This window comes from Vibrio sp. RM-41-2B (genome assembly GCF_024744415.1).
GTDB classification, from domain to species: Bacteria; Pseudomonadota; Gammaproteobacteria; order Enterobacterales; family Vibrionaceae; genus Vibrio; species Vibrio diabolicus.
In genome coordinates, this window is the sequence record NZ_JAMQWD010000019.1 from 242,146 (window position 1) to 268,177 (window position 26,032).

24 protein-coding genes are annotated in these 26,032 nt (G+C 45.6%); 7 read left to right on the forward strand and 17 right to left on the reverse strand.

Annotated elements, in window-relative coordinates; translation table 11 throughout:
• Positions 1-152 precede the first annotated feature (152 nt).
• The 16 genes from ybgF to aspS form a co-directional block, all read right to left on the reverse strand.
• Positions 153-908, reverse strand: a complete 756-nt coding sequence (ybgF, locus tag NB463_RS14075) for a tol-pal system protein YbgF (protein ID WP_053807178.1) — start codon at positions 906-908, stop codon at positions 153-155.
• A 15-nt stretch (positions 909-923) separates the two neighbouring features.
• A complete protein-coding gene (pal, locus tag NB463_RS14080) occupies positions 924-1,448 on the reverse strand; it encodes a peptidoglycan-associated lipoprotein Pal (RefSeq protein WP_258430661.1) in 525 nt (174 codons plus the stop codon).
• Between the two features lie 30 nt (positions 1,449-1,478).
• Positions 1,479-2,831, reverse strand: coding sequence for a Tol-Pal system beta propeller repeat protein TolB (gene tolB, locus NB463_RS14085; protein WP_005390758.1), 1,353 nt, complete (start codon positions 2,829-2,831; stop codon positions 1,479-1,481).
• Positions 2,832-2,846: 15 nt separating this feature from the next.
• Positions 2,847-3,911 (reverse strand): cell envelope integrity protein TolA, encoded by a 1,065-nt coding sequence (gene tolA, locus NB463_RS14090; RefSeq protein WP_258430662.1) that lies wholly within the window; start codon positions 3,909-3,911, stop codon positions 2,847-2,849.
• Between the two features lie 13 nt (positions 3,912-3,924).
• Positions 3,925-4,368: an ExbD/TolR family protein gene (locus NB463_RS14095; RefSeq protein ID WP_005378298.1), complete on the reverse strand. Its 444-nt coding sequence runs from the start codon at positions 4,366-4,368 to the stop codon at positions 3,925-3,927.
• Between the two features lie 3 nt (positions 4,369-4,371).
• Positions 4,372-5,070 carry a protein TolQ gene (tolQ, locus tag NB463_RS14100; RefSeq protein ID WP_005378301.1) on the reverse strand — a complete coding sequence of 233 codons (699 nt, stop codon included), beginning with the start codon at positions 5,068-5,070 and terminating at the stop codon, positions 4,372-4,374.
• On the reverse strand, positions 5,060-5,479 hold the full coding sequence (gene ybgC / locus NB463_RS14105; RefSeq protein ID WP_012841975.1) for a tol-pal system-associated acyl-CoA thioesterase: 420 nt from the start codon (positions 5,477-5,479) through the stop codon (positions 5,060-5,062). The genes tolQ and ybgC overlap by 11 nt, the downstream gene beginning before the upstream one ends.
• 172 nt (positions 5,480-5,651) lie before the next feature.
• Positions 5,652-5,954 carry a cyd operon protein YbgE gene (gene ybgE / locus NB463_RS14110; RefSeq protein ID WP_046874743.1) on the reverse strand — a complete coding sequence of 101 codons (303 nt, stop codon included), beginning with the start codon at positions 5,952-5,954 and terminating at the stop codon, positions 5,652-5,654.
• Positions 5,947-6,054, reverse strand: coding sequence for a cytochrome bd-I oxidase subunit CydX (gene cydX / locus NB463_RS14115; RefSeq protein ID WP_000270284.1), 108 nt, complete (start codon positions 6,052-6,054; stop codon positions 5,947-5,949). The genes ybgE and cydX overlap by 8 nt, the downstream gene beginning before the upstream one ends.
• A gap of 12 nt (positions 6,055-6,066) precedes the next feature.
• Positions 6,067-7,203 carry a cytochrome d ubiquinol oxidase subunit II gene (gene cydB, locus NB463_RS14120; protein WP_006742909.1) on the reverse strand — a complete coding sequence of 379 codons (1,137 nt, stop codon included), beginning with the start codon at positions 7,201-7,203 and terminating at the stop codon, positions 6,067-6,069.
• A 17-nt stretch (positions 7,204-7,220) separates the two neighbouring features.
• Positions 7,221-8,807 carry a cytochrome ubiquinol oxidase subunit I gene (cydA, locus tag NB463_RS14125; RefSeq protein ID WP_012841977.1) on the reverse strand — a complete coding sequence of 529 codons (1,587 nt, stop codon included), beginning with the start codon at positions 8,805-8,807 and terminating at the stop codon, positions 7,221-7,223.
• A 460-nt stretch (positions 8,808-9,267) separates the two neighbouring features.
• Complete coding sequence (gene ruvB, locus NB463_RS14130) at positions 9,268-10,272, reverse strand: Holliday junction branch migration DNA helicase RuvB (protein WP_031780162.1); 1,005 nt, start codon at positions 10,270-10,272, stop codon at positions 9,268-9,270.
• A gap of 289 nt (positions 10,273-10,561) precedes the next feature.
• Positions 10,562-11,176 (reverse strand): Holliday junction branch migration protein RuvA, encoded by a 615-nt coding sequence (gene ruvA, locus NB463_RS14135; RefSeq protein WP_258430663.1) that lies wholly within the window; start codon positions 11,174-11,176, stop codon positions 10,562-10,564.
• A gap of 67 nt (positions 11,177-11,243) precedes the next feature.
• Positions 11,244-11,765, reverse strand: coding sequence for a crossover junction endodeoxyribonuclease RuvC (gene ruvC, locus NB463_RS14140; RefSeq protein WP_012841980.1), 522 nt, complete (start codon positions 11,763-11,765; stop codon positions 11,244-11,246).
• A gap of 91 nt (positions 11,766-11,856) precedes the next feature.
• The gene (locus tag NB463_RS14145) at positions 11,857-12,603 is read right to left on the reverse strand and encodes a YebC/PmpR family DNA-binding transcriptional regulator (RefSeq protein ID WP_047008558.1); all 747 of its coding nucleotides are present in this window, start codon (positions 12,601-12,603) and stop codon (positions 11,857-11,859) included.
• Between the two features lie 142 nt (positions 12,604-12,745).
• Positions 12,746-14,524 carry an aspartate--tRNA ligase gene (aspS, locus tag NB463_RS14150; protein WP_256894872.1) on the reverse strand — a complete coding sequence of 593 codons (1,779 nt, stop codon included), beginning with the start codon at positions 14,522-14,524 and terminating at the stop codon, positions 12,746-12,748.
• Positions 14,525-14,830: 306 nt separating this feature from the next.
• Here aspS and NB463_RS14155 point away from each other — a divergent pair, with 306 nt between their 5' ends.
• The 7 genes from NB463_RS14155 to NB463_RS14185 all read left to right on the forward strand — a co-directional run bounded on the left by NB463_RS14155 (position 14,831) and on the right by NB463_RS14185 (position 21,437).
• The gene (locus tag NB463_RS14155) at positions 14,831-15,664 is read left to right on the forward strand and encodes a DUF72 domain-containing protein (protein WP_258430665.1); all 834 of its coding nucleotides are present in this window, start codon (positions 14,831-14,833) and stop codon (positions 15,662-15,664) included.
• 93 nt (positions 15,665-15,757) lie between these two features.
• Positions 15,758-16,495 (forward strand): carboxy-S-adenosyl-L-methionine synthase CmoA, encoded by a 738-nt coding sequence (gene cmoA, locus NB463_RS14160; RefSeq protein ID WP_048626189.1) that lies wholly within the window; start codon positions 15,758-15,760, stop codon positions 16,493-16,495.
• A gap of 85 nt (positions 16,496-16,580) precedes the next feature.
• Positions 16,581-17,552: a tRNA 5-methoxyuridine(34)/uridine 5-oxyacetic acid(34) synthase CmoB gene (gene cmoB, locus NB463_RS14165; RefSeq protein WP_109168520.1), complete on the forward strand. Its 972-nt coding sequence runs from the start codon at positions 16,581-16,583 to the stop codon at positions 17,550-17,552.
• Positions 17,553-17,828: 276 nt separating this feature from the next.
• Positions 17,829-18,575, forward strand: coding sequence for an ATP-dependent zinc protease family protein (locus tag NB463_RS14170; RefSeq protein ID WP_012841986.1), 747 nt, complete (start codon positions 17,829-17,831; stop codon positions 18,573-18,575).
• An 11-nt stretch (positions 18,576-18,586) separates the two neighbouring features.
• The gene (locus NB463_RS14175) at positions 18,587-20,092 is read left to right on the forward strand and encodes an inactive transglutaminase family protein (protein WP_005390741.1); all 1,506 of its coding nucleotides are present in this window, start codon (positions 18,587-18,589) and stop codon (positions 20,090-20,092) included.
• Between the two features lie 3 nt (positions 20,093-20,095).
• Positions 20,096-21,064, forward strand: a complete 969-nt coding sequence (locus NB463_RS14180; protein WP_005390739.1) for an alpha-L-glutamate ligase-like protein — start codon at positions 20,096-20,098, stop codon at positions 21,062-21,064.
• A 220-nt stretch (positions 21,065-21,284) separates the two neighbouring features.
• On the forward strand, positions 21,285-21,437 hold the full coding sequence (locus NB463_RS14185) for a hypothetical protein (RefSeq protein ID WP_005390736.1): 153 nt from the start codon (positions 21,285-21,287) through the stop codon (positions 21,435-21,437).
• 142 nt (positions 21,438-21,579) lie between these two features.
• On the opposite strand, the gene mukB is transcribed toward NB463_RS14185, so the two are convergent.
• Positions 21,580-26,031 carry a chromosome partition protein MukB gene (gene mukB / locus NB463_RS14190; protein WP_258430690.1) on the reverse strand — a complete coding sequence of 1,484 codons (4,452 nt, stop codon included), beginning with the start codon at positions 26,029-26,031 and terminating at the stop codon, positions 21,580-21,582.
• Position 26,032: the final 1 nt, after the last annotated feature.

Genomic DNA, 26,032 nt, shown 5'->3' on the forward strand with positions numbered 1-26,032 from the left:
TTTGTTACAGATAGCATTTCTGATTGAAAGGATCCGTTGCAAGATGGGGATAAAAGGCTCGATGCCATTCCTCTCGATTTATTCGATCACCACCGATAAAGAAACGGAAAAGAAAAAGGAAGCCGAAGCTTCCTTTTTTAAAACATAACGTCTTACAGCTTAGAGCTGGCAAGTTTTGCAGATGCACTACCTGGGTATTCATCAACCACTTGTTGGTAGTACTTTTTCGCTTGAGCTGCATTGTTATTACGCTCAGCGATTTCACCTAACTTGAGCAAAGCATCGGCTCGCTTATTGGAGTCTTTATAAGACACCACCGCAGCAAAGCTCTTTACAGCATCTTTGTCCTGCTTCTTAGCGAAGTACAATTGGCCTAGCCAATAGTGAGAATTCGCTGAGTATGTGGAGTCAGGATAATCTTTCTGGAACTGCTGGAACGCTGCAATTGCGCCAGTGTAGTCACGTTTCTTGAGAATGAGGTCGACTGCATTTTGGTATGCCGTTTGCTCATCAACATTTGGCGTATACTGACCACCTGTTTTAGCCGGTTTCGCTTCTTGCACAGGCGCGGAGGATTTGATTTCTCCACGCACACGATCTAGCTCGACAAACAACTCTCGTTGACGTTGCAACATTTGCTTCATTTCGTAGCTATTTCGCTCTAATTGACCACGTAATTCACTGATCTCTTGTGACATTTGGTCAATTTGCTGTTGCATTTGGAGCTGAACGCGATTGCGGTTTTGTAGTAAGCGCTCTAGACGCTCTACTTCCGTTTCAGATGAACGGCTCTTAGAGACGGATGATGTGCTGTTGAGATCGGATACTGGAGCTGGTGCAGCGAACGCAAAGTTCGCTGCACTTGCCAGTAACGTAAGCGCAACAGCGCGCTTAGTGTTACTGAACATGAGGATTACCTCGAATTAGTATACTAGAACCGCGCGACGGTTCTTAGCGTAAACTTCATCTGATTGACCTAGAAGAAGTGGCTTCTCTTCACCGTAGCTAACGATTGAGATTTGGTCAGCTTGAACACCTAGTGCTTGCAGGTAGTTCGCTACTGCTTGTGCACGACGCTCACCAAGAGCGATGTTGTACTCAGGAGTACCACGCTCATCAGCGTGACCTTCGATAGTTACGTTAAGAGCTGGGTTCTTGCTTAAGTAAGAAGCATGAGCTGCAAGCATCTCTTCGTAATCTGCTGCAATTGTTGAGTTATCAAAAGCAAAGTAGATTGTTTGAGTTTCACGTAGCGCTTGCTCTTTTAGCTCTTGCTCTGTTAGCTGACCGCTTTGATCAATTGGCGTAGCTACTGTTGTTTCAACTGCGCCATTGTTGTTTGTTGCTGCACCAGTGTTAGAAGCAGCGTTGTCGCTTGAACTACACGCTGTAACAGCCATTACAGGAAGCGCGATTAGTAGCCCTTTTAGAACCTTGTTCAGTTGCATCTTATTTTCCTTTATTAATCAAACTTATTACTACAAAAACGGTGACCATGCAGGCGCTCTAACACGCCCATTTGTTGCCGGTAATCTAGCTTTGAATCGACCATCAATTGACACCATCGATAGTACGTTTTTCTTGTTGTAAATCGAGCTATACACAACCATGCCACCGTTTGGGGCAATACTAGGAGACTCATCAAGCAAGGTCTTAGTTAAGACTTGAAGAGCACCAGTTTCCAAATCTTGTTTCGCCAAGTTAAATCCTGCGTTGCTGCGGTTCACCATTACTAGGAATCGCCCATCAGGAGTAATCTGGCCACCCAAATTTTGGCTGCCTTGCCAAGTCAAACGGTCAATAGAACCGCTGCCCAAATTTACTTGATAAATCTGTGGTTTACCACCCCTATCCGATGTGAAAATCAACGATTTTCCATCCGGATGCCAGAACGGTTCCGTATTATTTGATCTGCCACGCGTAATTTGCGTCAGCTTACGAGTGTTAAGGTCAAATGTATAAACATGAAGCGAGCCTGTCTTAGAGAGAACAATCGCTAACTTGTTGCCATCAGGCGAAAATCTTGGCGCACCATTATGACGTGGGTATGAAGTAATCTTCTCACGCTCACCGGTGTAGATGTTCATGATAAAGATTTCTGCTTGACCATTTTGGAAGCTAACATACGCAAGCTTTTTACCATCTGGCGACCATGCTGGTGACATTAATGGTTGCTTAGAACGTAAAACCAAGCGCTCGTTGTAGCCATCGTAATCAGCCACACGAAGTTGGTAAGGGAAACGGTCTTTATCATTCACCACCACGTATGCAATACGGGTCATGAAGGCACCACGGTCACCCGTTAACTGCTCATACACCAAATCAGAGATACGGTGAGCGTACTCACGCATGCGAGGGCCTTGAACGGTCGCGACCTTATTGAACAGCACGTGATCTTTTGACAATACTAATTCGCCATCGCTACCAAGCGCTTTACTTTTCCCGCCCGTTAACTGGCCACGCACAATATCAACAAGTTGGTAGTTGATAACGTAATCACCTTGAGCATTTTGTTTGATTGAGCCAGTCAGCAGAGCATCTACACCTAAATTAGTCCAGGCGTCAAAATTGACTTCTGATTCACTGAACGGAGTTTGTGGCATCTTGCTCGTTGGAACGGGGCTGAACTTACCACTGCGTTGCAAATCCGAGGCAATAACAGCAGAAATATCCGTTGGAAGCGCTTGAGTACCCTCCCACTTAAACGGAACAACAGCAATTGGTCGTGCTGAATCAATACCATCGGTAATGACCAACTCTAATGCGGCATTCGCCACATTTGTCATACTGCTAAACAGTACAAACATTCCTAGTAAAAGGCGTCTAATCACGTCTTATTCCTTATTCTAGTACTCAACGGTTAAGTTGATATCTCTAACTTTATCAATAACATCTCGGTCTTTAGGCATCGGAAAGTTACCAACTTGGGCAACTGCACTTTTAGCTGCACTACAAAGACGAGAGTCACCGTTTAACACAGTAACATTACTTACAATACCATCAGTCCCAGTAGGAACTAGCTTCACATTAAGCCTACACGACTTTCCCACAAGATAATCGTCCTTAATGATACGACTCTCTATCAATTGTTTGTAAATTGCACCGTAGCGGTCGACTTCAGATTGCACATGTTGATTTTTAGCTTGCTGATTCTGTTCTGACTCACTCTCAAGGCCCGCAAAAATATCATCTAGCGCGGCTTCTTGCGCTTTACGCTCGCGCTCCGCACGTTCTGCAGCTTCTCTCGCTTTGCGCTCTCGCTCTGCCGCTTCTTTTGCCGCTTTCTCTTTTGCAATGCGCTCTTTTTCAGCTTTTTCAGCGGCTTCACGCTCACGACGTGCTTTTTCTTCCGCTTCTTTTGCTGCCTTTTCACGAGCTAGACGTTCTTGCTCAGCTTTTGCTATAGCGGCTTCTTTCGCTAAACGCTCCTGCTCAGCTTTACGCACAGCGGCTTCTTTTGCCTTACGCTCTTTTTCTAGCTTAGCAGCTCGCTCTTTTTCTTTGCGAACGCGTTCTTCTTCCTGCTTGCGCTCTTGCTCTTTTTTCTTACGTGCAGCTTCTGCTTCTCGTGCCGCTTGAGCATCTTTCGCTTGCTGTTCTTTCAACTTGCGAATTTGCTCTTCTTCAGCTTTACGGTTTTTTTCTAGCTGCTCTGCTTCGCGTCTCAATTTATCAAGACGCTCTTGTTCTTTTTTTGCTGCCTTTTCGCGTTGCTGGCGAATTTCTTTCGCTTGTTGCTGCACAAGTTTTGGATCGATGACAACAGCTTGAACCATTTGCCCTGTAGGCTCTGGTTTAGACATGTTGAAGTCCGTCCCCCAAAGCAGGGCTGCAACTAGAATTGCATGCAAACCAACCGATATTGCTATCGGTTTGGCGTATTGGTTGGGTTTCTTCTTGTGATCTTTCATAGATAATTGATGTCTATTCCCTGATATCGGTCATTAGACCTACCTTAGGGATACCAGCTCGACTTAGTTCATCCAGCAATAGCACAACATCGGCATATGGTGTTGCCGCGTCGCCACCTACCGCAACTGGTGAATCTGGCTTAACCTCTCGCTCCGCTTTCACTCGCACAATAACATCTTGCAACGACAAACCTCGCTGAACTTCTTCATCATTTACGCTTAGGCCTAAATTACCCTCGCTATCAATTTCGATGATGATAAAACTACTGTCAGTTTCGCCAGCAAGGTCTTGCATAGATTCAGCGGTCGATGTTTTCGGAAGATCAACATCGACGCCTTGAGTCACAAATGGAGCGGTCGCCATAAAAATGATCAACAGTACGAGCATTACGTCAATGTACGGAACAACGTTGATCTCCGCTGTCATTTTTCGCTTTTTAGGTTGATAACCCGCCATGCTTTATTCCTTATCCGCGCTGTCTCGGCCAGCCATCGCTTGACGATGAAGGATGCTGTGGAATTCTTCAGAAAATGTTGCGTAAGTGTGCTCTAGTTTACTCACTTTATTGCTTAGGCGGTTGTAGGCCATTACAGCCGGGATAGCCGCAAATAGACCCATCGCTGTCGCGATCAATGCCTCGGCGATACCCGGTGCAACCATAGACAACGTAGCTTGTTTTACTTCTCCCAACGCAATAAAAGCGTGCATGATGCCCCAAACGGTACCAAATAAGCCGATGTAAGGACTGATAGAACCGACTGTCGCTAAGAATGGTAAGCTTGTTTCAAGCTCATCAACTTCACGAGAGACAGCAACGCGCATTGCGCGGCCAGTGCCTTCCATGATGTACGCTGGTGAGTTTGCGTTGCTCTTACGTAGACGAGCAAACTCCGTGAAACCTGCGTAAAAAATTTCTTCTGTGCCTTCAATTTCGTCTTTACGCGCTTTTACTTTTTGGTAAAGCTGAGAAAGATCAGTACCCGACCAGAATTTGTCTTCAAACTGCTCTGCATTCTTTGACGCTTGAGAAAGCACTTTGCTGCGCTTGATGATCATTGCCCATGACACAATTGACATGCCAAGCAACGTCAGCATCACAAGCTTTACCAACAGACTGGCCTGAAGAAAGAGATCTAAAATGGAAATATCAGCAGTCACTATTTGTTAGCTCCGAATTTATAAAGGTTGGAATAGCTATTGGTTTCATTTTCTTATTATCGATACATGCTACCTTAACAGAGGCCTTGCACAATATCTTGCCTTGATCATTGACCAACTCTTGACAGAATTGCAGGGAAGCACGTTTTATTTCTGACACTCGGGTTAATACTGTCAAATGCTCGTCCAGCCTTGCCCCTTGGTTGAAATCAATATCCATGTGTCGGACAACAAAGCCGATATTTTGTTCCAATAACACATGTTGAGAAATGCCTTTAGCACGTAACATCTCTGTTCGCGCGCGCTCAAAGAATTTTAGATAATTAGAATGATATACAACGCCGCCCGCATCGGTGTCTTCATAGTACACGGTGATCGGCCAGCGAAAGAGATTTGATGTGCCTTGCAAGGGAGTCCCAATATATTCAATTCTTTAAAGTAATTACTATAACTGAAGCGACAGCAATTGGTACCGAGCTAAGGGAATATTTTTGAAATTTGTAGAAAAAATAAAAGCCAGGCGAAATACCTAGCTTTTATTCGATGATTTAGTAACCGACTTTATTACAGCGTATTTCAGCCTAAAAGAAATAAAGTGCCGTTAAATAAATTAAGATAGCTAACGAAAAATAGGGACTAAACAAAACTTGCCAGTACCAGTTTCTCGGTTTGAAGCCCACACCGTAAACCATGCTTGAGCATACAGACCAAATCAGTGCTGGTGCGATGATTGAGTTAAAACCACCAATTGCTTGATGGTAAGCTTCAGGATCCCACATCACCAATCCTACATGCATAAAGCCAAGGATGAGAGATAAGACTCTTAACAGAGTCTTATCCATCGGAGCGTGAAGTTGCGCTACCTTATCAGCGAGATTACTCACTGTCTTTGTCCATCATTTCTGAGTGCTCTAACCAAAGAGCGTTTATGATACCGAATGCACAAGCAAGTAGTACACCTAGAATCCATGCGAAATACCACATAGTAAATGCTCCTTAGTAAAGTGAGTTTTTGTTGTCTTCAATGTACTGATCATCAAGGCGACCAAACATCTTGTAGTAAGTCCAAGACGTGTAACCAAGGATGATTGGCACCATAACAAACGCAACGCCTGTCATTAGGTTCAGAGTCAGTTCAGATGACGTTGCATCCCACATTGTTAAGCTGTGGCTTGGCATTAAGTCTGAAGGCATGATGAATGGGAACATCGCAAAACCTGCAGTAAAGATAACGCCAGCAACACCCAAGCTTGAAGTAATGAACGAAATCGCACATTTTTCAAGACGAGATGCCAATACGGCAAGAAGCGGCATTGCGACACCTAGTACAGGAGCAGCCCATAGTAGTGGGTAGTTTTCAAAATTCTTCATCCACGCACCAGCTTCACGGATTACCTCTTTGTTTAGAGGGTTAGAAGCTGCATTAGTGTCGATACCGCCAACAATGACGTAACCATCAATATTTTGGATCCAGAAGCCCGCAGCTACAAACGCTGCAACCGTCAGTAAACCAGCCAACTGAGCAACGTTGCGAGCACGCACATGCACTTCGCCCGTTGTTTTCATTTGTAGCCAAGTCGAACCTTGCATCAAAATCATGAACAAACTAACTAAGCCACACAGCAGTGCAAATGGGTTTAGAAGACCAAAGAATGAGCCATGGTATGTTGGCATCAAGAACTCACTCAATTGGAATGGTACACCCTGTAGTAGGTTGCCAAACGCTACACCAAAGATGATTGGTGGAACAAAACCACTGATTGAGATACAGATATCCCAGGTATTACGCCACTTTGGATCTTCGATTTTAGAGCGGTAGTCTAGGCCCAGAGGACGAAGCCATAGCGCTGCTAGTGTCAAAATCATCGCTAAGTAGAAGCCTGAAAATGACGTTGCATAAACCAAAGGCCAAGCTGCAAACAATGCACCACCAGCAGTGATAAGCCAAACTTGGTTACCATCCCAGTGAGGGGCTATTGAGTTAATCATGACGCGACGTTGCGTGTCGTTTTTACCGATAATAGGTACAAGCGCGCCTACACCCATATCGAAACCGTCTGTTACTGCAAAACCAACTAGTAGAACACCGATTAGTACCCACCAGATGAGTCGCAAGATTTCGTAATCAAACATCTTGTTATCTCCTTACCTTACGCTTCTACTTGGCGACTAACTTTGTCTTCAACAGAGTCAGCATTTTGCTCGAAGTGGTAGCGACCCGTTTTCAGGCTACTTGGGCCTTTACGAGCGAATTTCAACATTAGGTAAACTTCTGCAACCAGGAATACCGTGTATAGCGCCAGAATTGCGAATAGTGAAGTCCAGATTTCGCCAGCAGTTAATGCAGAAGCTGCAACGTGCACTGGTAAAATTTCACCAACAGCCCATGGCTGACGACCGTACTCAGCGACGAACCAACCCGCTTCAATCGCAATCCACGGTAGTGGGATGCTGAATAGTGCAGCTTTAAGAATCCATTGTTTCTGTTCGATCTTCTGACGACACGTTTGAATAAATGCCGCACCGAAAACGAATAGCATGATGAAACCACAAGCAACCATGATACGGAATGACCAGAATAGCGGCCATACTGTTGGGATTGAGTCATCCGCAGCAGCTTGGATTTGCTCTTCTGTCGCATCAACAACATTGTCTGTGTAGCGTTTTAGAAGTAGACCGTAACCTAGGTCACCCTTCACTTCATCAAACGCAGTCATGTTTTCTTCTGACTTGTCGCCCGCACGAAGCTTCTCAAGAAGTTCATAAGCGTACATACCGTCACGAATACGATCGACGTGCTCATCACGTAGGTCACGAAGACCTGTTACTTGCTCATCAAAAGAACGTGTCGCGATGATACCCATTACGTAAGGGATCTTGATTGCGTAATCTGTGTGCATGGTTTCTTGGTTAGGAACACCAAACAACGTAAACGCTGCTGGAGCTGGTTCTGTGTGCCACTCTGCTTCAATTGCAGCAAGCTTCACTTTTTGAACTTCACCAAGCTCGTAGCCAGATTCATCGCCAAGAACGATGGTAGATAAGATAGCCGCAATACCGAAAGAAGCAGCGATAGCAAATGAACGACGAGCAAACGCAATGTCACGACCTTTTAATAGGTAGTATGAACTGATGCCTAGAATAAACATTGCGCCACAAGTGTAACCAGAAGCAACCGTATGCACGAACTTAACCTGAGCAACTGGGTTTAGTACAACTTCAGAGAAGCTTACCATTTCCATTCGCATGGTTTCGAAGTTGAAGTCCGCGCCTACTGGGTTTTGCATCCAGCCGTTTGCGATAAGAATCCAAAGTGCAGAGAAGTTAGAGCCCAGTGCCACAAGCCAAGTAACCGCTAAGTGTTGACGTTTAGATAGACGATCCCACCCGAAGAAGAATAGACCAACAAAAGTTGACTCCAGGAAGAATGCGACAAGGGCTTCGATCGCTAGCGGCGCACCGAAGATGTCACCTACATAGTGGGAGTAGTAAGACCAGTTCGTACCAAACTGGAATTCCATGGTAAGGCCTGTCGCCACACCAAGTGCAAAGTTAATACCGAATAGCTTACCCCAGAACTTGGTCATGTCCTTGTAGATTTGCTTGTTCGTCATTACGTACATCGATTCCATAATGGCCAGAAGGAAGGCCATACCAAGGGTCAATGGTACGAATAGGAAGTGATACATCGCTGTCAGTGCAAACTGCAACCGCGATAGATCAACTACGTCAATCATGGTAACTCCTATGTGTCGGCTGAATGACACTCTCTACATATTGCAATCCATATTCAAGTGTTATTTACACTTGAAAAATGTTGAATTATCACAACTCATTGTTGCAAAAATGTGCTTCATTGGTTAGTTAATTGTTAAGCATCAGCTAATATAGCTAGGGCTAATATTACTTGTAAAAACAGATTGTTTCAAAAGGTTTATAGCCGGATGCGCTTTGATATACATCAATGTTTATGCGCGGAATTTGCACAAAAATCCATCACATTGATCCAGATCAACCAGTATTAGATACGGATGTTAAGAGAGAGTAATCAGGAGAGAAATTAACCAGTTGCGAGCAAACATAGAGTTAACAATCAATGCTTTTTACTTACTAAACTGGTATGAGAAGAAATTCAAAAAATGTGAGTTTGGTCAACTTTAATGAAGCGCTGGGCAGCAAAGGCCCAGCGAGGGAATCTTATTTTTCAATTCCGAAATGCAAATACGCACGATCTGTCGCGATTCTTCCACGCGGAGTGCGTTGCAAATAACCTTGCTGAATAAGATAAGGCTCAAGAACGTCTTCGATAGTATCCTTTTCTTCACCAATCGCTGCCGCCATGTTATCGAGTCCGACCGGACCACCACCAAATTTCTCCATAATTGCGAGTAGCAGTTTGCGGTCCATATAATCGAAACCTTCGGCATCCACATCAAGCATATTCAGCGCTTTGTCGGCAACCTCTGCACAAATGTGACCATTTCCTTTCACTTCCGCATAATCGCGAACACGACGTAGTAGACGGTTAGCAATACGTGGTGTGCCACGTGCACGTCTTGCCACTTCCAAGGCGCCTTCAGGTTCCATTGACAAACCTAAACAATCCGCGCTGCGCTGCACAATATCTTGTAGGTCTTTTATCTTATAAAACTCAAGACGCTGAGTAATACCAAAACGATCGCGTAATGGTGACGTTAAAGAGCCAGCTCGGGTCGTTGCACCAATCAAAGTAAACGGTGGCAAATCGATCTTAATAGAACGAGCGGCCGGACCTTCACCGATCATAATATCCAGTTGATAATCTTCCATCGCCGGATACAGAACCTCTTCAACCATCGGGCTTAAGCGGTGAATTTCGTCAATAAATAGAACGTCATTTTCTTCTAGGTTGGTTAGCAACGCGGCTAAATCGCCTGCTTTTTCAAGAACTGGCCCTGAAGTAGTACGGATGTTTACTTCCATCTCGTTGGCGACAATATTTGCTAGCGTGGTTTTACCCAAACCCGGAGGGCCAAAAATTAACAGGTGATCAAGAGCTTCACTACGTAACTGAGCGGCTTTGATGAAAATCTCCATTTGGTCACGAACGTGGTCCTGACCTTGGTAATCCGCCAACTTCTTTGGTCGAATAGCACGGTCAATGACATCTTCATCACGAAAGGCAGGGTTTTCTGGAGCGATTAAACGATCGGCTTCAATCATCTTTTTACCTTGAAAAATGGTTACCTGAGAGAATAATGCCGCTCGTTTAACAGCAAGTGGCATATTTCTGTATCTCGTCATCCTGTACAGCGACGAAGGAGCGTGATACAGGATCTTCTATCCGAGCACTTTATGGTCAAAATTGTTTCATTAACCGCTCAGCGCGCTGCTATTAGATTCCTAGTCTCGCCAAGGCTCGCTGGAATGAGACAAAAAAACATCGTTAAGCGATTGGCATTAGCCTTAGAGAATGAGTTATCTTGAACAAATGCTCACTGTGAAACCAGCGTTACACCATTGATTTTAGAGCTTCACGGATCATTTGCTCACTGCTCATGTCCGGTTTAGCAATTTGAGACACCACTTTCGATGCCTGAGTAGGCTTGTACCCCAAAGCAAGCAGCGCACTGATTGCCTCTTCTTCAGCGCTGTTTGAGTCAGACGCACGAGAATCCGCAGGAGCAGCATCCGTAAATGGTGTAAATAGATCGCCAGCGCCCCACCCTTTCAAGCGGTCTTTCATTTCAACAACCAATCGCTCTGCGGTTTTCTTGCCAACGCCTGGAAGCTTAACCAGCGTAGAAACGTCTTCATGTTCCACACAAGTAACAAATTGCGTTGCTGTCATACCAGAGAGAATACCAAGACCGAGTTTAGGACCAACGCCATTGGCTTTGATCACTTCACGGAAAAGTGCTCGTTCTTTTACTGTGTTGAAACCGTATAGCAATTGTGCATCTTCACGGACGACAAAGTGAGTATAAATAATGGCTTCTTCGCCAACATTTGGCAGCTCGTAAAAACAGCTCATTGGCATCTGGACTTCATAACCAATGCCATTAACTTCAATTAATACTTCAGGTGGTTGTTTTTCAATCAGTGTGCCACGAAGACGTCCAATCACTATAAATACTCTTTGGAAATGAATTTGCGACAGGATAATAAAGAACTGGATAGACATCCAGTTAATTTTATCGGTAGCGCCCTTTTCTGGCACTGGTTGCTTTGCCCGCTAAGGCAACGAGAGTTTTGTTCGTATTGGCATGACAAATCGCCACACCTAAAGCATCGGCTGCATCCGCTTGAGGCTTGGCGGGCAGTTTAAGCATCTGCTGAACCATATGCTGAACTTGCGCTTTGTCCGCACCACCAGTACCGACTACAGCTTGCTTAATAAGACGCGCGGCGTATTCGTATACCGGCAACTCTGCATTCACCGCAGCAACAATTGCGCTGCCACGAGCCTGGCCAAGCTTTAATGCTGAATCCGCATTTTTAGCCATAAACACTTGTTCAATCGCAAATACGTCCGGTTGAAACTGAGTAATGATTTCCGTGACGCCAGCGTAAATCTGCTTAAGACGGCCCGGAAGTTCTTTTTCTGAAGTACGAATACAGCCACTACCAAGGTATTGCAAATGGCGTCCATTTTGACGAATGACCCCATAACCGGTAATGCGTGAACCTGGGTCAATGCCCAAAATAATTGACATGAATGTTCCTAAAAATGAGGCCGAATGCGACCTCAATTTCTTATTATTACTTTCTAATTTCGGAGCGAATACCGCTCACTGCACATTGAGTTTACTCTAGAGAGGCTGCAACGTCGTCAGAGATGTCACCGTTGTGATAAACCTCCTGAACATCGTCCAGATCTTCTAAAGCGTCAATCAAACGAAGCAGTTTTGGCGCAGTGTCCACATCCAGTTCTGCTTTCGTTGAAGGGATAAGCGACACTTCGGCGTTCTCCGCCTCAAAACCTGCAGCATCAAGGGCATCTTTTACGAGTCCAAAATCGCTTGGTACGGTGTAAACATCAATCGAGCCATCTTCTGATGTTTCGATGTCATCAGCGCCACTTTCTAACGCCACTTCCATCACCGCATCTTCATCTAAACCTGGGGCGTATGAGATCACGCCTTTCTTGTCGAAAAGATAGTTTACACTACCATCCGTACCCAGATTGCCTCCTGACTTCGAGAACGCATGGCGTACGCCTGATACTGTGCGATTTCGGTTATCCGTCATACATTCGACCATAACCGCAGTACCACCCGGACCATAACCTTCATAGATTACGGTTTCCATATTGTCATCGCCTTCACCACCAGCACCTCGACTGACAGCGCGGTTGACAGTGTCACGCGTCATGTTGTTAGACAACGCTTTATCAATTGCAGCTCGCAAACGTGGGTTATTTTCTGGCTCACCGCCTCCCTCTTTTGCTGCAACAACGATTTCACGGATTAATTTGGTAAAGATTTTGCCGCGCTTCGCATCTTGCGCTGCTTTACGGTGACGAATATTCGCCCATTTACTATGACCTGCCATAATTCACCTTTTAATGTATTTTGACGCTTAATAGCAAACATGAGCTAAAAAGCGTTGCTTGGGAAATTGCTTTGGAAGTTTCTTGGGTTTATTTAAACAAAAACTCCCGCAGTTGCGGGAGCTTTCTTCAAATGTTGTGCGCTTATTCTGCGTCTTTTTCTTTCGCTGCAGTCACTGCGATTGCTAGCTCTTCTAGCGCTGCTGGGTTCGCAATGCTTGGTGCGTCTGTTAGTAGACACGCCGCTGCTGTTGTTTTCGGGAATGCAATAACATCACGGATGTTCTCGGTACCACATAGCAGCATCACTAGACGGTCAAGACCGAATGCAAGACCAGCGTGTGGAGGCGTACCGAATTTCAGTGCATCAAGCAGGAAGCCAAACTTAAGCTGTTGCTCTTCAGGTGTGATGCCTAGAATATCAAATACGGCTTCTTGCATATCTGCGTTGTGGATACGAACAGAACCGCCGCCAACTTCGTAACCATTTAGAACCATATCGTAAGCGTTAGAGTTTGCCGCAGCTGGGTTCGCTTTTAGCTCTTCCGCAGTCACACCTAGAGGTGACGTGAATGGGTGGTGCATCGCGTGTAGGTTGCCTTCGTCATCTTCTTCGAACATTGGGAAGTCAACAACCCATAGTGGAGCCCATGCTGATTCGTCAGTTAGCTCTAGATCTTTACCTAGCTTCAGACGCAGTGCACCCATTGCTTCTGCAACGATGCCCGCTTTATCAGCGCCAAATAGGATAATGTCACCAGATTCCGCTTGAGTGCGATCTAGGATAGCGTTGATCACATCTTCGTTTAGGAACTTAGCGACTGGAGATTGGATACCTTCCATGCCTGCTGCACGGTCGTTAACCTTCATCCAAGCTAGACCTTTCGCACCGTAGATACCAACGAATTCACCGTAGCCATCAATTTGCTTACGAGTCAAAGATGCACCATCTGGAACGCGAATAACGGCAACGCGGCCTTTCTCGTCGTTTGCTGGGCCAGAGAATACTTTGAACTCAACGTCTTTCACTAGGTCAGCAACGTCTACTAGCTCTAGTGGGTTACGTAGGTCTGGCTTGTCAGAACCGAAACGGCGAATCGCTTCGCTGAATGGCATTACTGGGAACTGACCTAGGTCTACGTTTAGTAGCTCTTGCCACATATCGCGAACCATGTTTTCCGTCACTTCACGTACTTGGTCAGCCGTCATGAATGACGTTTCGATATCGATCTGAGTGAATTCTGGCTGACGGTCAGCACGCAAGTCTTCATCACGGAAACACTTAACGATTTGGTAGTAACGGTCAAAACCAGACATCATTAGAAGCTGTTTGAATAGCTGTGGAGACTGAGGAAGCGCGTAGAAGCTGCCTTTGTGAACACGGCTAGGTACTAGGTAGTCACGCGCGCCTTCTGGTGTCGCTTTCGTTAGTACTGGTGTTTCGATATCTAGGAAGCCGTTGTCATCTAGGAAACGACGAACAAAGCTAGATGCTTTAGCACGTAGCTTGATGCGGTCACTCATTTCTGGACGACGAAGGTCTAAGTAACGGTACTTCAGACGTTGCTCTTCAGAGTTCTTTTGGTTGAAGTCTAGAGGCAAAACGTCACTGCGGTTGATGATTTCAAGACCTGTCGCAAGGATCTCAACTTCACCTGTTGCCATGTCTTTGTTTGCTTGGCTTTCTGGACGAACGCGTACTTCACCCGTTAGTTTGATACAGAATTCATTACGAAGTGTGTTAGCCACTTCATACGCATCCGCCATATCTGGATCAACAACTACCTGAACGATACCTTCGCGATCTCGCATATCAATAAAAATAAGACCGCCTAAATCACGACGACGGTTAACCCAGCCGCAAAGTTCTACAGTTTGTCCTGCAAGGGACTTGTTCAGGTGACCACAGTAATGGGTACGCATAATGAAATTCCCAATCTCTCAAATGTTGTTAACTACGCTCTGTCAGCCTCATTGCCAAGCAGAGTAAAGATTCAGTTATACGCTGAATGTCCACGAAAATCGACTACTCAACATACAATTAAGTGTGTTTTATCATTCACTGGTGCTTTTTAGTACAACAAATGTTCAAAAGCGCACCAAAGCGAAAAAATTGGTGGGGATTATAGCGTGAAATTACCTATTTCAGCAAAACTCTCGTAAAGTATTCACACGAGTAGCAAGCAGTAAAGAATAATGGATAACTTACCTCTTCGACTTGGATTGACAATGTGGTCGCATAATCAATGGCAGCAAAGCTTTTACGGCAGCGGGACAAAGCCCGCTGAACGTTTAGAAAAGTATGCACAGGTGTTCCATACCGTAGAAGGCAACACGACATTTTATGCCACGCCGACGCTCAACACGGTGCAAAACTGGAGAGCAGCAACCCAAGATGATTTTCGCTTTACTTTCAAACTTCCTAAAGCCATCACTCATGAGCAAATGCTAAGAGGTTGCAGCGAACAGCTGAGAGACTTCATGAAAGTCATGGAGCCGTTGCATGACCGTGTGGGGCAATGGACAATTCAATTGCCAGCGGCATTTGGCCCTGAGCACCTTGATCGACTGAAAAAGTTCTGTGCGAGCTTTCCACCTAACTTCCCTCTTGGTGTTGAGGTTCGTCATATGGCATTTTTCTCCAAAGGTGAAGAAGAGCGAGCGCTTAACCAATGGTTAGTAGAAAATAACATTGACCGCATTATTATGGATAGCCGCCCTGTCTTTGCCGCTAAGCCAGACAATGAAGCGATCATTGATGCGCAAATGAAAAAACCAAGAGTACCAGTCCACGCCATTGCTACCGCTTCACACCCTTTGATTCGCTTTATTGGTCATCCAGAAGAACAGCAAAATTACGAGTTTTTTACACCATGGCTCAGCAAGTTGCCGCAATGGATTGCCGAAGGTAAGCAGCCGTATGTCATGATCCATACTGCGGACAATATAATTGCGCCGGAGTTGGCAGCCAATCTGTATAAAGACATACAAAAGCGTATAACACTTCCTGACTTGGCATCTTTCCCGGCTAACGATGGCAACTCTCAGTTGCAGATGTTCTAACGCAACACATGACAGAGGCGTGAAATTCCCATAAAATACGCGCCTTTTTTGGTGCCTGACGTTTTCAGGCGGCTTGTATGCAGAGACTTGGTTATGAACCCTAAGAGCAATCCAGATACTATTTTTTCGGCTCCAATCGATAAAATTGGGGATTTCACGTTCGATGAACGCGTAGCGGAAGTATTTCCTGACATGATTCAACGATCGGTGCCGGGTTACAGCAACATTATTTCTGCAATTGGTATGCTGGCAGAGCGTTTTGTAAAACCTCACTCAAACATCTACGACCTAGGTTGCTCTTTGGGTGCTGCTACGCTGTCTATGCGTCGTCATATCAAACAAGAAGGCTGTAAGATCATTGCGGTCGACAATTCACCTGCAATGGTTGAGCGTTGCAAATTACATGTAAACGCGTACCGAAGCGATACTCCTGTAGATGTGGTTGAAGCGGATATCCGTAATATCGATATTGAAAACGCATCGGTTGTCGTACTGAACTTTACTCTGCAATTTCTTTCTCCAGACGATCGTTACGCCCTGCTTGAACGAATCTATGCAGGTCTACGTCCAGGCGGAATTTTGATTTTGTCGGAGAAATTCGTCTTTGAAGATGAAGTGTCAAACGAGCTATTAATTGACCTTCACCACGACTTTAAACGTGCAAATGGTTATAGCGAACTAGAAATCAGCCAAAAGCGCAGCGCGATAGAAAACGTAATGCGCCCAGATTCAAAGAAAGAGCATAAAGAGCGTTTCGCTAAAATTGGCTTTTCTAGCTACGATGTTTGGTTCCAATGCTTTAACTTTGGCTCTATGTTCGCAATTAAATAAACCTTGCATACAAAGGCCCTGAATCACGCCGATTTAGGCTGTTATTTAATAATTTTAATACCATCAACTCAGCGATTAACTAACTATGTTTAACTTTGCAAACTTCTACCAATTGATTGCTCAAGACACACGTCTTCAACCTTGGCTCAATGTGCTACCACAACAGCTAACGGATTGGCAAAATGCAGAGCACGGTGACTTTGGGCGCTGGTTGAAAGCACTGAACAAGATTCCAGAAGGCTCACCGGATCAAATTGATATCAAGAATTCAGTGACCATCAGCAACGACACACCTTTCCATGAAGGTGAGCTGAAGAAATTAGAGAACTTACTTCGTACATTCCATCCGTGGCGCAAAGGGCCATACCACGTACACGGCATTCATATTGATACTGAGTGGCGCAGTGATTGGAAATGGGACCGCGTGCTTCCGCATATTTCTCCATTAAAGAACCGCAGCGTACTCGATGTTGGTTGTGGTAACGGCTACCACATGTGGCGTATGCTGGGTGAAGGTGCACGCTTAACCGTCGGTATCGATCCATCTCACCTGTTCCTAATTCAGTTCGAAGCAATTCGTAAACTAATGGGAGATGACCAACGTGCGCACCTACTGCCGTTGGGTATTGAACAACTACCTAAGTTAGAAGCGTTCGACACGGTATTCAGCATGGGCGTGCTTTACCACCGTCGCTCTCCACTGGATCACTTGGTGCAGCTAAAAGATCAATTAGTGTCTGGTGGTGAACTCGTACTAGAAACACTAGTGATTGAAGGTGATGAGAATGCAGTGTTGGTTCCAACTTCTCGTTACGCACAAATGCGTAATGTCTATTTCTTCCCTTCAGCAAAAGCGCTGAAAGTGTGGTTAGAGTTGGTAGGATTTGAAGATGTGCGCATCGTTGATGAAAACGTCACTTCAGTTGATGAACAACGTACCACAGATTGGATGACGCATAACTCTCTACCAGACTATCTAGATCCGAACAACCCAAGCAAGACTGTAGAAGGTTACCCTGCCCCTCGCCGCGCGGTTCTTGTCGCTCGCAAACCATAATTCGCTGAGATTCCTGACATTGTCTTAACTCATTTTACGAGTTAAGACATTACCCTCTTTCCTCGTACTGAGCGTGTTTGTTTTTCGAGTCCATTTGTTACATCAAAACATAAGCACGCTCTAAATAAGGATGCGCTTTTATGTCCTTGATTTTTAGCTTTTCATCACTATTCCTCAAACAATAAGTAATAGAGAAACATTCTTACTTGTGAGGCTTTATCGATATGAGCTAAACTCCTAAAAAATAAACAACTTAATCCAATCCCAAGGTTTTCAATGTTATTACGATTGACCCCGATTGTTGCCATCGCCTTACTATCTGGATGCTCACTAACCAAAGGCGAACAGTACCACCAAGAAACGTTAGCGGCTATTCAAACTTCAGAAGCGAATGTCAATAATCGCATTACTAACTTAGAGCTTCAGCTCAGCAACCAATCGGACTATATCGACAGCCTTGAAGAACAAGTCGATAAACTACAGGTTGAACTTCTGACATTTCGCGATGAAGCAATGGCAGAAGTGAAAAAGCCAAAAGAGCCGATTATTGTCCAATCTCCTGCTCCTGTGGAACCAACACCAACTCATGATATTGTCCTTGGCTCAATTGAAAAGGTCACTATCGACTCCATTAAGCAGACTTTTGATGCACGTGTCGACACCGGTGCCGCAACCTCATCTTTAAATGCAGTTGATATTGAAGAGTTCGAAAGAAACGGCAAAAACTGGGTTCGATTCCACCTGGCAGATACCAGTAAATCTGAAGAAGAAAAAAATACTTGGATCGAAGCGCCAGTCATTCGTTACGTAAAAATTCGCCAAGTTACCAGTGAAGAACTAGAACGTCGCGCTGTAGTCGAACTTTGGGTGCGCGTTGGAAAAATTCATGAAAAAGCGCAATTTACGTTGGCAGATCGCTCGCATATGAACCATCCTATTTTACTGGGTAGAGAATTTATGCGCGACATCGCACTTGTCGATGTAAGTCGTACCTATATCCAAACGGACGAAGATAAAAAATAATAAGGTAGATTATGACGTCAAAAATACCGTTTTACCTTTCAATCATCTTATTGGTGATTGCGGGCATTGCTTTGAGTGTTTTCAGACATGAAAACTACGGCGTGCCTTGGACACCAGGCGAAACTCGTCAGGTATGGGATGTAGAGGCACGTATTGAGTTCAATGCTAACGGCAATGAAGTCAAAGCTTCACTCGCAGCACCTCATACACAAAGTGGTTATACGCTTATCGGTGAATCCGCTTCCTCTTCTGGTTATGGCGTTTCCTACATTAATTCTGATTCTGGACGTCGTGCCGAGTGGTCAATTCGTCAGGCCAAAGGTCCTCAAACCATTTACTACAAAGCGCAGTTCTTAGTGGACCCTCAGGCTAAAGTTACGCCTCTACCACCAACGGAAGACATTACGCCACCAACGCTATCAGCGCCACAAGCTGCGGCGGCAAATGCCCTTGTTGAGCGTGCGATGAGTCGTTCTGCCGACAATGTGACCTTTACTCGTGAACTCATCAAAGCGCTTAATGACCCAGACAGTCAAAATTCATCGCTACTACTGAATGACTTCAGCCGTACTGATGCACTACATAATATTTTGCTTACCGCAGGTATACAGAGCAAAACCGTCGGTGTTATCGAACTAGAAGATGGCCGTCGACGCCAAACCATTCAACCAATGGTTCAGGTTTGGTCAGGTAAAGATTGGGTACTGTTCTCACCAAATTCCGAACAGAAAGCCGTGAAACCAAACTTATTAGTTTGGGATGAGTCGAATGTATCCCTGCTTGATCTTGTTGGTGGTAAAAATAGCCAAGTTCATTTCTCAATGATCAAACAAGAAATGACTCCACAGCAAGCGACGAACAACAAGATAGAAGCTGATGGGCTGCTGAATATTTCAATTCATAGCTTGCCTCTTGAAGAACAAGCGATGTTTAAGACCATCATGCTGATCCCTATCGGTGCCCTTATTGTGGTGTTCTTGCGCGTGATTATCGGTCTAAAAACATCCGGTACTTTCATGCCAGTACTGATTGCTGTTGCGTTTGTTCAAACCCAGCTATTAACGGGTATTGTCGGTTTCTTACTAATCGTTGGCACAGGCTTGATTATTCGAAGTTACTTATCGAGGTTGAACTTACTACTTGTAGCACGGATATCAGCGGTCATTATTACCGTTATTATGATCATTTCGGTGTTCACAGTAGTCGCATTTAAGATGGGCTTAACGGAAGGCTTAACAATTACGTTCTTCCCTATGATCATCTTGTCTTGGACAATTGAACGTATGTCTATCCTATGGGAAGAAGAAGGCGCGAAAGAAGTCGCTCTGCAAGGTGGGGGCTCACTGCTCACCGCAGTATTGGTTTACTTAGCGATGACGAACTCATACATTCAGCATCTAACCTTTAACTTCATTGGTCTACAGTTGATTGTTCTGGCCGGTATTCTATTGCTAGGTACTTACACAGGTTACCGTCTAACTGAGTTACGTCGTTTCAAACCACTAGCGGAGGACTAAACGATGTTCGAAAGTTTTACTTCGCCAGCTAAGCTTCGCCATAAAGGCATTATGGGAATGAACAAACGTAACCACAGTTATATCGGCCGTTACAATGATCGTTCTAAATACCCATTAGTTGATGACAAGCTCAAGACTAAAATTATTGCGCAGGCAGCAGGGGCGACAGTCCCTGCCCTGATCGGCGTTATTCATAACCAAGCAGAAGTAAAGACCATCCATAAGATGGTGCAAGATTGGCCTGGTTTTGTTATCAAGCCCGCTCAAGGTAGTGGTGGTAAGGGTATTTTGGTTATTACCTCGCATAAAGATGGGGTCTATACCAAACCTTCCGGCTCTACAATTGGTAAGGACGAAGTTGAACGTCATATCAGTAATGCGCTTGCAGGCCTTTTCTCTCTTGGTGGTAAAAACGACGTCGCAGTCGTTGAGAACCTGATTAAGTTTGATGATTGTTTTGATGGCTTCAGTTATGAAGGCGTGCCTGATGTTCGAATCATCGTATTTAAAGGCTACCCTGTTATGGCAATGATGCGCTGTTCTACGGCGGCGTCGGACGGTAAAGCAAACCTCCACCAAGGCGCTGTGGGCGTGGGCATTGATATCGCCACAGGTAAAGCAATCCGAGCGGTGCAATTCGACCATCCAGTCACCCACCATCCGGATACAGGCAAAGACCTTTCTACCCTCCAAGTCCCGCACTGGGAGCGCTTGCTTGAGCTTGCGTCTAGTGCGTGGGAGATGACAGGGTTGGGATACATGGGCACTGATATGGTGTTAGATAAAGAAGAAGGGCCTATGGTTTTAGAGCTCAACGCTCGTCCTGGCTTAGCAATCCAAATCGCTAATGGTGCAGGCTTGCTTCCTCGTTTGAAACACATAGAGAGCCTCGGCACACCTGCCGAGTATCCAAAGCCGATTGAACGTGTCGCCTACGCAGCGGAGCAGTTTGGGGTAAAACCACAGTTCTAATCGCCAATAACAATATCATTCGCCAGTAATTGTTCGGATTGCTGGCGTTTTTTGTTTCCGTTTCCAAAACCGTCTACCTACTCGTCTTATTAAACAAACCTATCTCACCTATAACTTGAATCAATGATCGAGCTAACAGAATCAACATAGATCGTTTCTTTTCTCCTTTAACTTTTGAGTATGATGAGGTCTCCCCTTACTCAACTTGAGAGGTTGAGAAATGCTAACAAAAGAAACAGATAACGATGAACCAGAGCTTGAAGAACAAGAGAGCTTAGACCAGCATTTACAACGCTTGTCTGAGCTTTCTGTCCAAGCACTTGAAGAGCTTGCTGAAATGATCGATATCAGAGACGATATTTCAGAGGAATAAAACTTAGCCTCCCTGCTGAGTTCTATTAATAAGCCGAGACTGTCGTCCTACAGTCTCGGCTTATTTTATACGCTTTGAAGCCTCCCGCTAACAAATACAAAAACGCCCGCAATAAATGCGGGCGTTTTGCTAGATTCGAAGTTTACGATTCAAACTCTTCGATCATCTCTTGCGCTTCGGTCTTTTGACCAAAACCTCGTAGACCAACTACGTGTACGTGCTCATGGTCTTTAAACACCTTACGCACCAACTTGTAGGTAGTACCTTTCTCTGGGCTGATGTTTTCTGGTGCCGCAATAAGAAGCTGCATATCCAGACGGTCACACAATTCGAACAATGTCGCGATCGATTTCGCATCCAGACGCGCTGCTTCATCCAAGAAGAGCAAACGACAAGGCACAATGTCTTTGCTGCGTAGACGACGAGATTCTTCTTCCCAGCTTTGAACAACCATCAGAAGGATTGACTGACCAGTACCGATCGCTTCACCTGTTGATAGCGCGCCAGACTCGGCCTGTAGCCAACCATCTGTACCACGGTTCACTTCTACACTTAGCTCTAGGTAGTTACGGTAATCCAGTAGCTCTTCACCCAGAACCTGAGGAGAACGTTGACCCATATCGATATGTGGGTTCACACGTTGGAACAGTTTCGCCATTGCTTCAGAGAAGGTAAAGCGAGTCGATTCGAACAGATCTTTATGCTGCTCTTGTTGTGTCGCTAGACCGTTCAGTAGCACTTCGTGACTTTCGCGAATTTTCACGTTTAGACGTACGCCCTTCACCTGACCGAACGAGATATTCGACAAGCCTTGGTTCAGCATACGAATACGGTTTTGCTCACGCTGAATCGTCTTCTTGATGATGCTCGCTACCGACTCAGAACTGATCGCTAGGCGGTTTTCACGTTGCGTTAGCTCTTCCGTTAGACGCGCTAGCTCTACTTCCATCTCTTCAATCGCTTCCACTGGATCATCAGTACGGATGATATCCTGACGAATACGCTCACGAAGATGTTGGTATACAGCAATGTAGAACAGAACTTTACGCTCTGGACGTGCGTTGTCTTCTGATAGACGCAGCGCATCACGCAAGTCGTCATTGTTCGCAACCGCTAAACGCAGCGCACCCAATGATTTATCCGACATCGAACGCAATTCATCCGCCGACATGTAAGCCAGTTCGCGCTTGTGTAGACGACGCTCAACATCGTTTTCACGCGCTAAGCGAAGTACTGAACACCAACCCGCTTTCGCTGCAACGACAAATTTGCGCAGCTCTGCGTATTCTTTCTGCACTTTCTTCAGACGTTTCGCTAAGCCTTTCATCTCAAGCTCGGTCGACGTTATCGTGCGCTCGTATTCACTCTTACGACTACGTGAAGTATGTAAGCGCTCGTGCAGCTCGTCACGACGGCGCATTGCACGCTCTTCCGCACCTTCGTCGGCATTTACGCCATACTCTTGCAGCTCTTGTTTGAACTCTTGTACGGTTTCTTGCTTAGCTTGATGCGAACTCTTCAAAGACGCCAATACTTGGTTGTATTGGTTCATTTGTCCTTGTGCTTGCTTCAACTCTTCACGAAAACGAGTACGAGTCTGTTCAGCTTGAACCAACTTCGCTTTTAGCTGCTCACTCAGTTCGCTACTTTTGTTCAGAAGATCAACCGAGTCTGAGTAAGCGAAGTAGTGACGACGTTCAACCAGATCCGAGAGTGCAAAGATTTGCTTCTTAAGATCTTGTAACTGTTCATCTGCCGCTTTGTATTCTGCTTCTAGTGCATCAAATTGCTCTGGGTCAGCATCAAGCGCAGACGCAATATTCTCTAGTTGCGCGACGGCTTTTGCATGATTATTTAAGAAGTTTTTCGCCTCTGCAAGCTGAGCGATTTTCTCTTCTAGCTCATCAAAACGCGCTTGCAATGATTCATCTTCAACAAGCACCATGTGTGATGCTAGCTTGTCCAGAGAAGACAGTGCTTGCTTACTAGTTTGAAGCTGAGAGCGTTGCTGCTGCTCTTTTGCATCCAGATCCGCCAGCACGCGAGCAATTTGGTTACGCTTATCACGAATGGTTGCCAGTGCTTGTTCTGGATCAGCGTCAAAAGCCACTTGAATGTGGTTAGACACAAATTGGTTAAATGCTTGGTACAAACGCTGCATTTTCTGAGAGTCAAACGCCGCTTTTGCGTGCTTCTCTACCACTTCTTCTCGTTCGTTACGCAGCAACTCTAGACGCTGCTCACGTGCTGCACGACCAAACAATGGGATCTCAGGCAAGCGAGAGTAACGCATTTGGCGATCGTTCATGCGAACACAAACCGCGCCCTCTAACTCTTCTGCATCGAACGAGCTGTCATCAAAGGCATCGATGTCACCTTCAATGATGTACAAGTCTTCTGGACAGTCGTCTAGCTCTACCAGTTTCTCTTCGATACCTGACAGGTCAGAAACAACGATAGCGTGACGAGCCGGACCGTACATCGCACTGAAGTAAGGCGCGTCATCAATCGTGATGTCATCGTAGATCTCAGACAGTAATACACCGCCTAAAGTATCAGCCAAACCTTTCAGGCGAGGGTCGTTTGAACCACCAGGAGAAGCAAGACGTTCAATCTCAGCGTCTAGCTGGCTACGGCGCTCAGCAAGCTTATCTTTAGCTAAGGACAGCGCCCTTTCTTGCTCAAGAACGACCTGCATGTGGTTCATTACCGCATGACGATCTTCAAGGTCTGTCCCGCTCTGCTCACGTAATTTCTCTAGTGCATCGTTCGCCGCAATCCAAGCTGGCGCTATCGCTTCAAGCTTACTGATTTCTGCCGTCGCGTTTTGCTCTAGACGGCGCTGTTCACCACGCTGATCACGAACTTCTTCTTGAGCTATCTCTAGTGATTCGATTTGCATCGCATGACGTTCACGTTCTTGTTCAAACGTAACTTCATCGGTTAGCTCGACGTGATATTGCTTTTTGTATTCAGCAACCAGTTCACGCGCTTGACGTTGCTGATTGAGGCTACGCTCAAGATCGCGATGCTGCGCTCGCCATTGCTGTTCGTTTTGTGCAATTTGCTGTGATTCTCGAGCTTTAGCGATTGCCAATTTTGCGCGCTTAGAGGCTTCTTTGCGCTCAACAGGGCCAACGATGCTCTGTACAAGCTTCAATGCAGTATCAAACTGCTCTGCCGCAGCTGATGACATATCGAGCTTATGTTTCACAGACAACAACGTATTGGTATTTTCTGTCTCTTTGTTTTTCAGCTCCGCCACTAACGCTTGTGCGGATTCTGCCGTTAGGCTGTCATCACCAAGTAGCTGCTTCGCTTTCTCCAACGCTTGAACGGCTTGTTGGTATTGAAGCGCGCGAGTTTGCTGAACGTCAAGAGCTTGCTGGTAATCAGCAAGTTGCGTCTTAAGGCTGTCCACCTCTTCTTCTGCAACGGTCGCTTGCTCTTCAGCCATCATCACGCGTTCTTGCGCTTCTTCCACTACCATCATTTGTTCTTCAAGACGCTCGCTCAGCTCTTCAAGATCTTCTTGGTAACGTTCGATCTTCTCTTGCTGACGCAGCGCGTTTTGCACCAGTTGCAAGTGATCCGAAGCCGCTTGGTAGTCTTGCTCTAAAGAAGATTCTGATTCGATCAGCAGTTCCAGCTCTTCTTGAACGCGGTTAAGCAGGTTGTTTTGCTCAATCAAGGTCTCGCGAGAACCAAATAACTCTGAACGCAAAGACAGTGTCTGTTCTAGTTTTTTACGACGCTCGTTGGCATGGCGCATATAGTCCGCTGCCACGTAGTTGGTCGACTCTGTAATCAAGTGTTTGAACAAGTCACGGTCTGCTTGCGTAGTTTTGATCGCTTCTAGCGTCATGCGGTTTTCACGCAGCGCCGATTCCATATCTTGGAACGCTTTCTTCACGCCGCCGTTTTGTGGCAGAAGGTAGTCACGTAGCGAGCGCGTAATCGCACTTGAAATACCACCGTAAAGCGATGCTTCGATCAAGCGGTAGAATTTAGAGCGGTCACCAGAGTTACGCAATTTCTTCGGAATCACACCGAATTCAAACATTTGTGCGTGGTAATCAACAATAGAAGAGAAGGCTTTGAATTGAACACCTTCAAATTCCGCGATCGATTCTTTTACTTCGTTGATTTGACGTACACGAGCTTGAGTCGCAGATACGCTTTCAACCAAAATATCTGTTGGTTTTATATGGCTTGGAAGGCCTTGAATAACAAACGGTTTGATGTCTACTTTCTTATCACGACCCGCAACTTGCTGCAGTTTTACTGCAAACAATAGGCGTTGGTTACGTGAGTTCACCACGTCCAGTGCCGCGTAACACGCGCCCGGTTGTAGCTTACCGTACAAACCTTTGTCGCGAGACGATTGGCTGCTGCCCGCTTCGGTTGTGTTACGGAAGTGCAGTAGCGTTTGGTCAGGAATCAATGCGGTGATGAACGCCGCCATTGTGGTTGATTTACCTGCACCGTTACCACCTGATAGCGTGGTGACCAGACCATCGATGTCAAAAGTACGGGCAAAGAAGCCGTTCCAGTTGACCATGGTCAGCGATTGGTATTTACCGCGTTCAATCATG

Coding starts and splice junctions, on each gene's coding strand:
- cydB (WP_006742909.1), bottom strand. CDS start 7,203: ATGTTTGATTACGAAATCTTGCGACTCATCTGGTGGGTACTAATCGGT.
- NB463_RS14155 (WP_258430665.1), top strand. CDS start 14,831: ATGTGGTCGCATAATCAATGGCAGCAAAGCTTTTACGGCAGCGGGACA.
- NB463_RS14145 (WP_047008558.1), bottom strand. CDS start 12,603: ATGGCAGGTCATAGTAAATGGGCGAATATTCGTCACCGTAAAGCAGCG.
- cmoB (WP_109168520.1), top strand. CDS start 16,581: ATGTTTAACTTTGCAAACTTCTACCAATTGATTGCTCAAGACACACGT.
- ruvB (WP_031780162.1), bottom strand. CDS start 10,272: ATGATTGAAGCCGATCGTTTAATCGCTCCAGAAAACCCTGCCTTTCGT.
- NB463_RS14180 (WP_005390739.1), top strand. CDS start 20,096: ATGTTCGAAAGTTTTACTTCGCCAGCTAAGCTTCGCCATAAAGGCATT.
- NB463_RS14175 (WP_005390741.1), top strand. CDS start 18,587: ATGACGTCAAAAATACCGTTTTACCTTTCAATCATCTTATTGGTGATT.
- NB463_RS14170 (WP_012841986.1), top strand. CDS start 17,829: ATGTTATTACGATTGACCCCGATTGTTGCCATCGCCTTACTATCTGGA.
- NB463_RS14095 (WP_005378298.1), bottom strand. CDS start 4,368: ATGGCGGGTTATCAACCTAAAAAGCGAAAAATGACAGCGGAGATCAAC.
- cmoA (WP_048626189.1), top strand. CDS start 15,758: ATGAACCCTAAGAGCAATCCAGATACTATTTTTTCGGCTCCAATCGAT.
- cydA (WP_012841977.1), bottom strand. CDS start 8,807: ATGATTGACGTAGTTGATCTATCGCGGTTGCAGTTTGCACTGACAGCG.
- tolA (WP_258430662.1), bottom strand. CDS start 3,911: ATGAAAGATCACAAGAAGAAACCCAACCAATACGCCAAACCGATAGCA.
- mukB (WP_258430690.1), bottom strand. CDS start 26,031: ATGATTGAACGCGGTAAATACCAATCGCTGACCATGGTCAACTGGAAC.
- ybgF (WP_053807178.1), bottom strand. CDS start 908: ATGTTCAGTAACACTAAGCGCGCTGTTGCGCTTACGTTACTGGCAAGT.
- aspS (WP_256894872.1), bottom strand. CDS start 14,524: ATGCGTACCCATTACTGTGGTCACCTGAACAAGTCCCTTGCAGGACAA.
- cydX (WP_000270284.1), bottom strand. CDS start 6,054: ATGTGGTATTTCGCATGGATTCTAGGTGTACTACTTGCTTGTGCATTC.
- NB463_RS14185 (WP_005390736.1), top strand. CDS start 21,285: ATGCTAACAAAAGAAACAGATAACGATGAACCAGAGCTTGAAGAACAA.
- ruvC (WP_012841980.1), bottom strand. CDS start 11,765: ATGTCAATTATTTTGGGCATTGACCCAGGTTCACGCATTACCGGTTAT.
- pal (WP_258430661.1), bottom strand. CDS start 1,448: ATGCAACTGAACAAGGTTCTAAAAGGGCTACTAATCGCGCTTCCTGTA.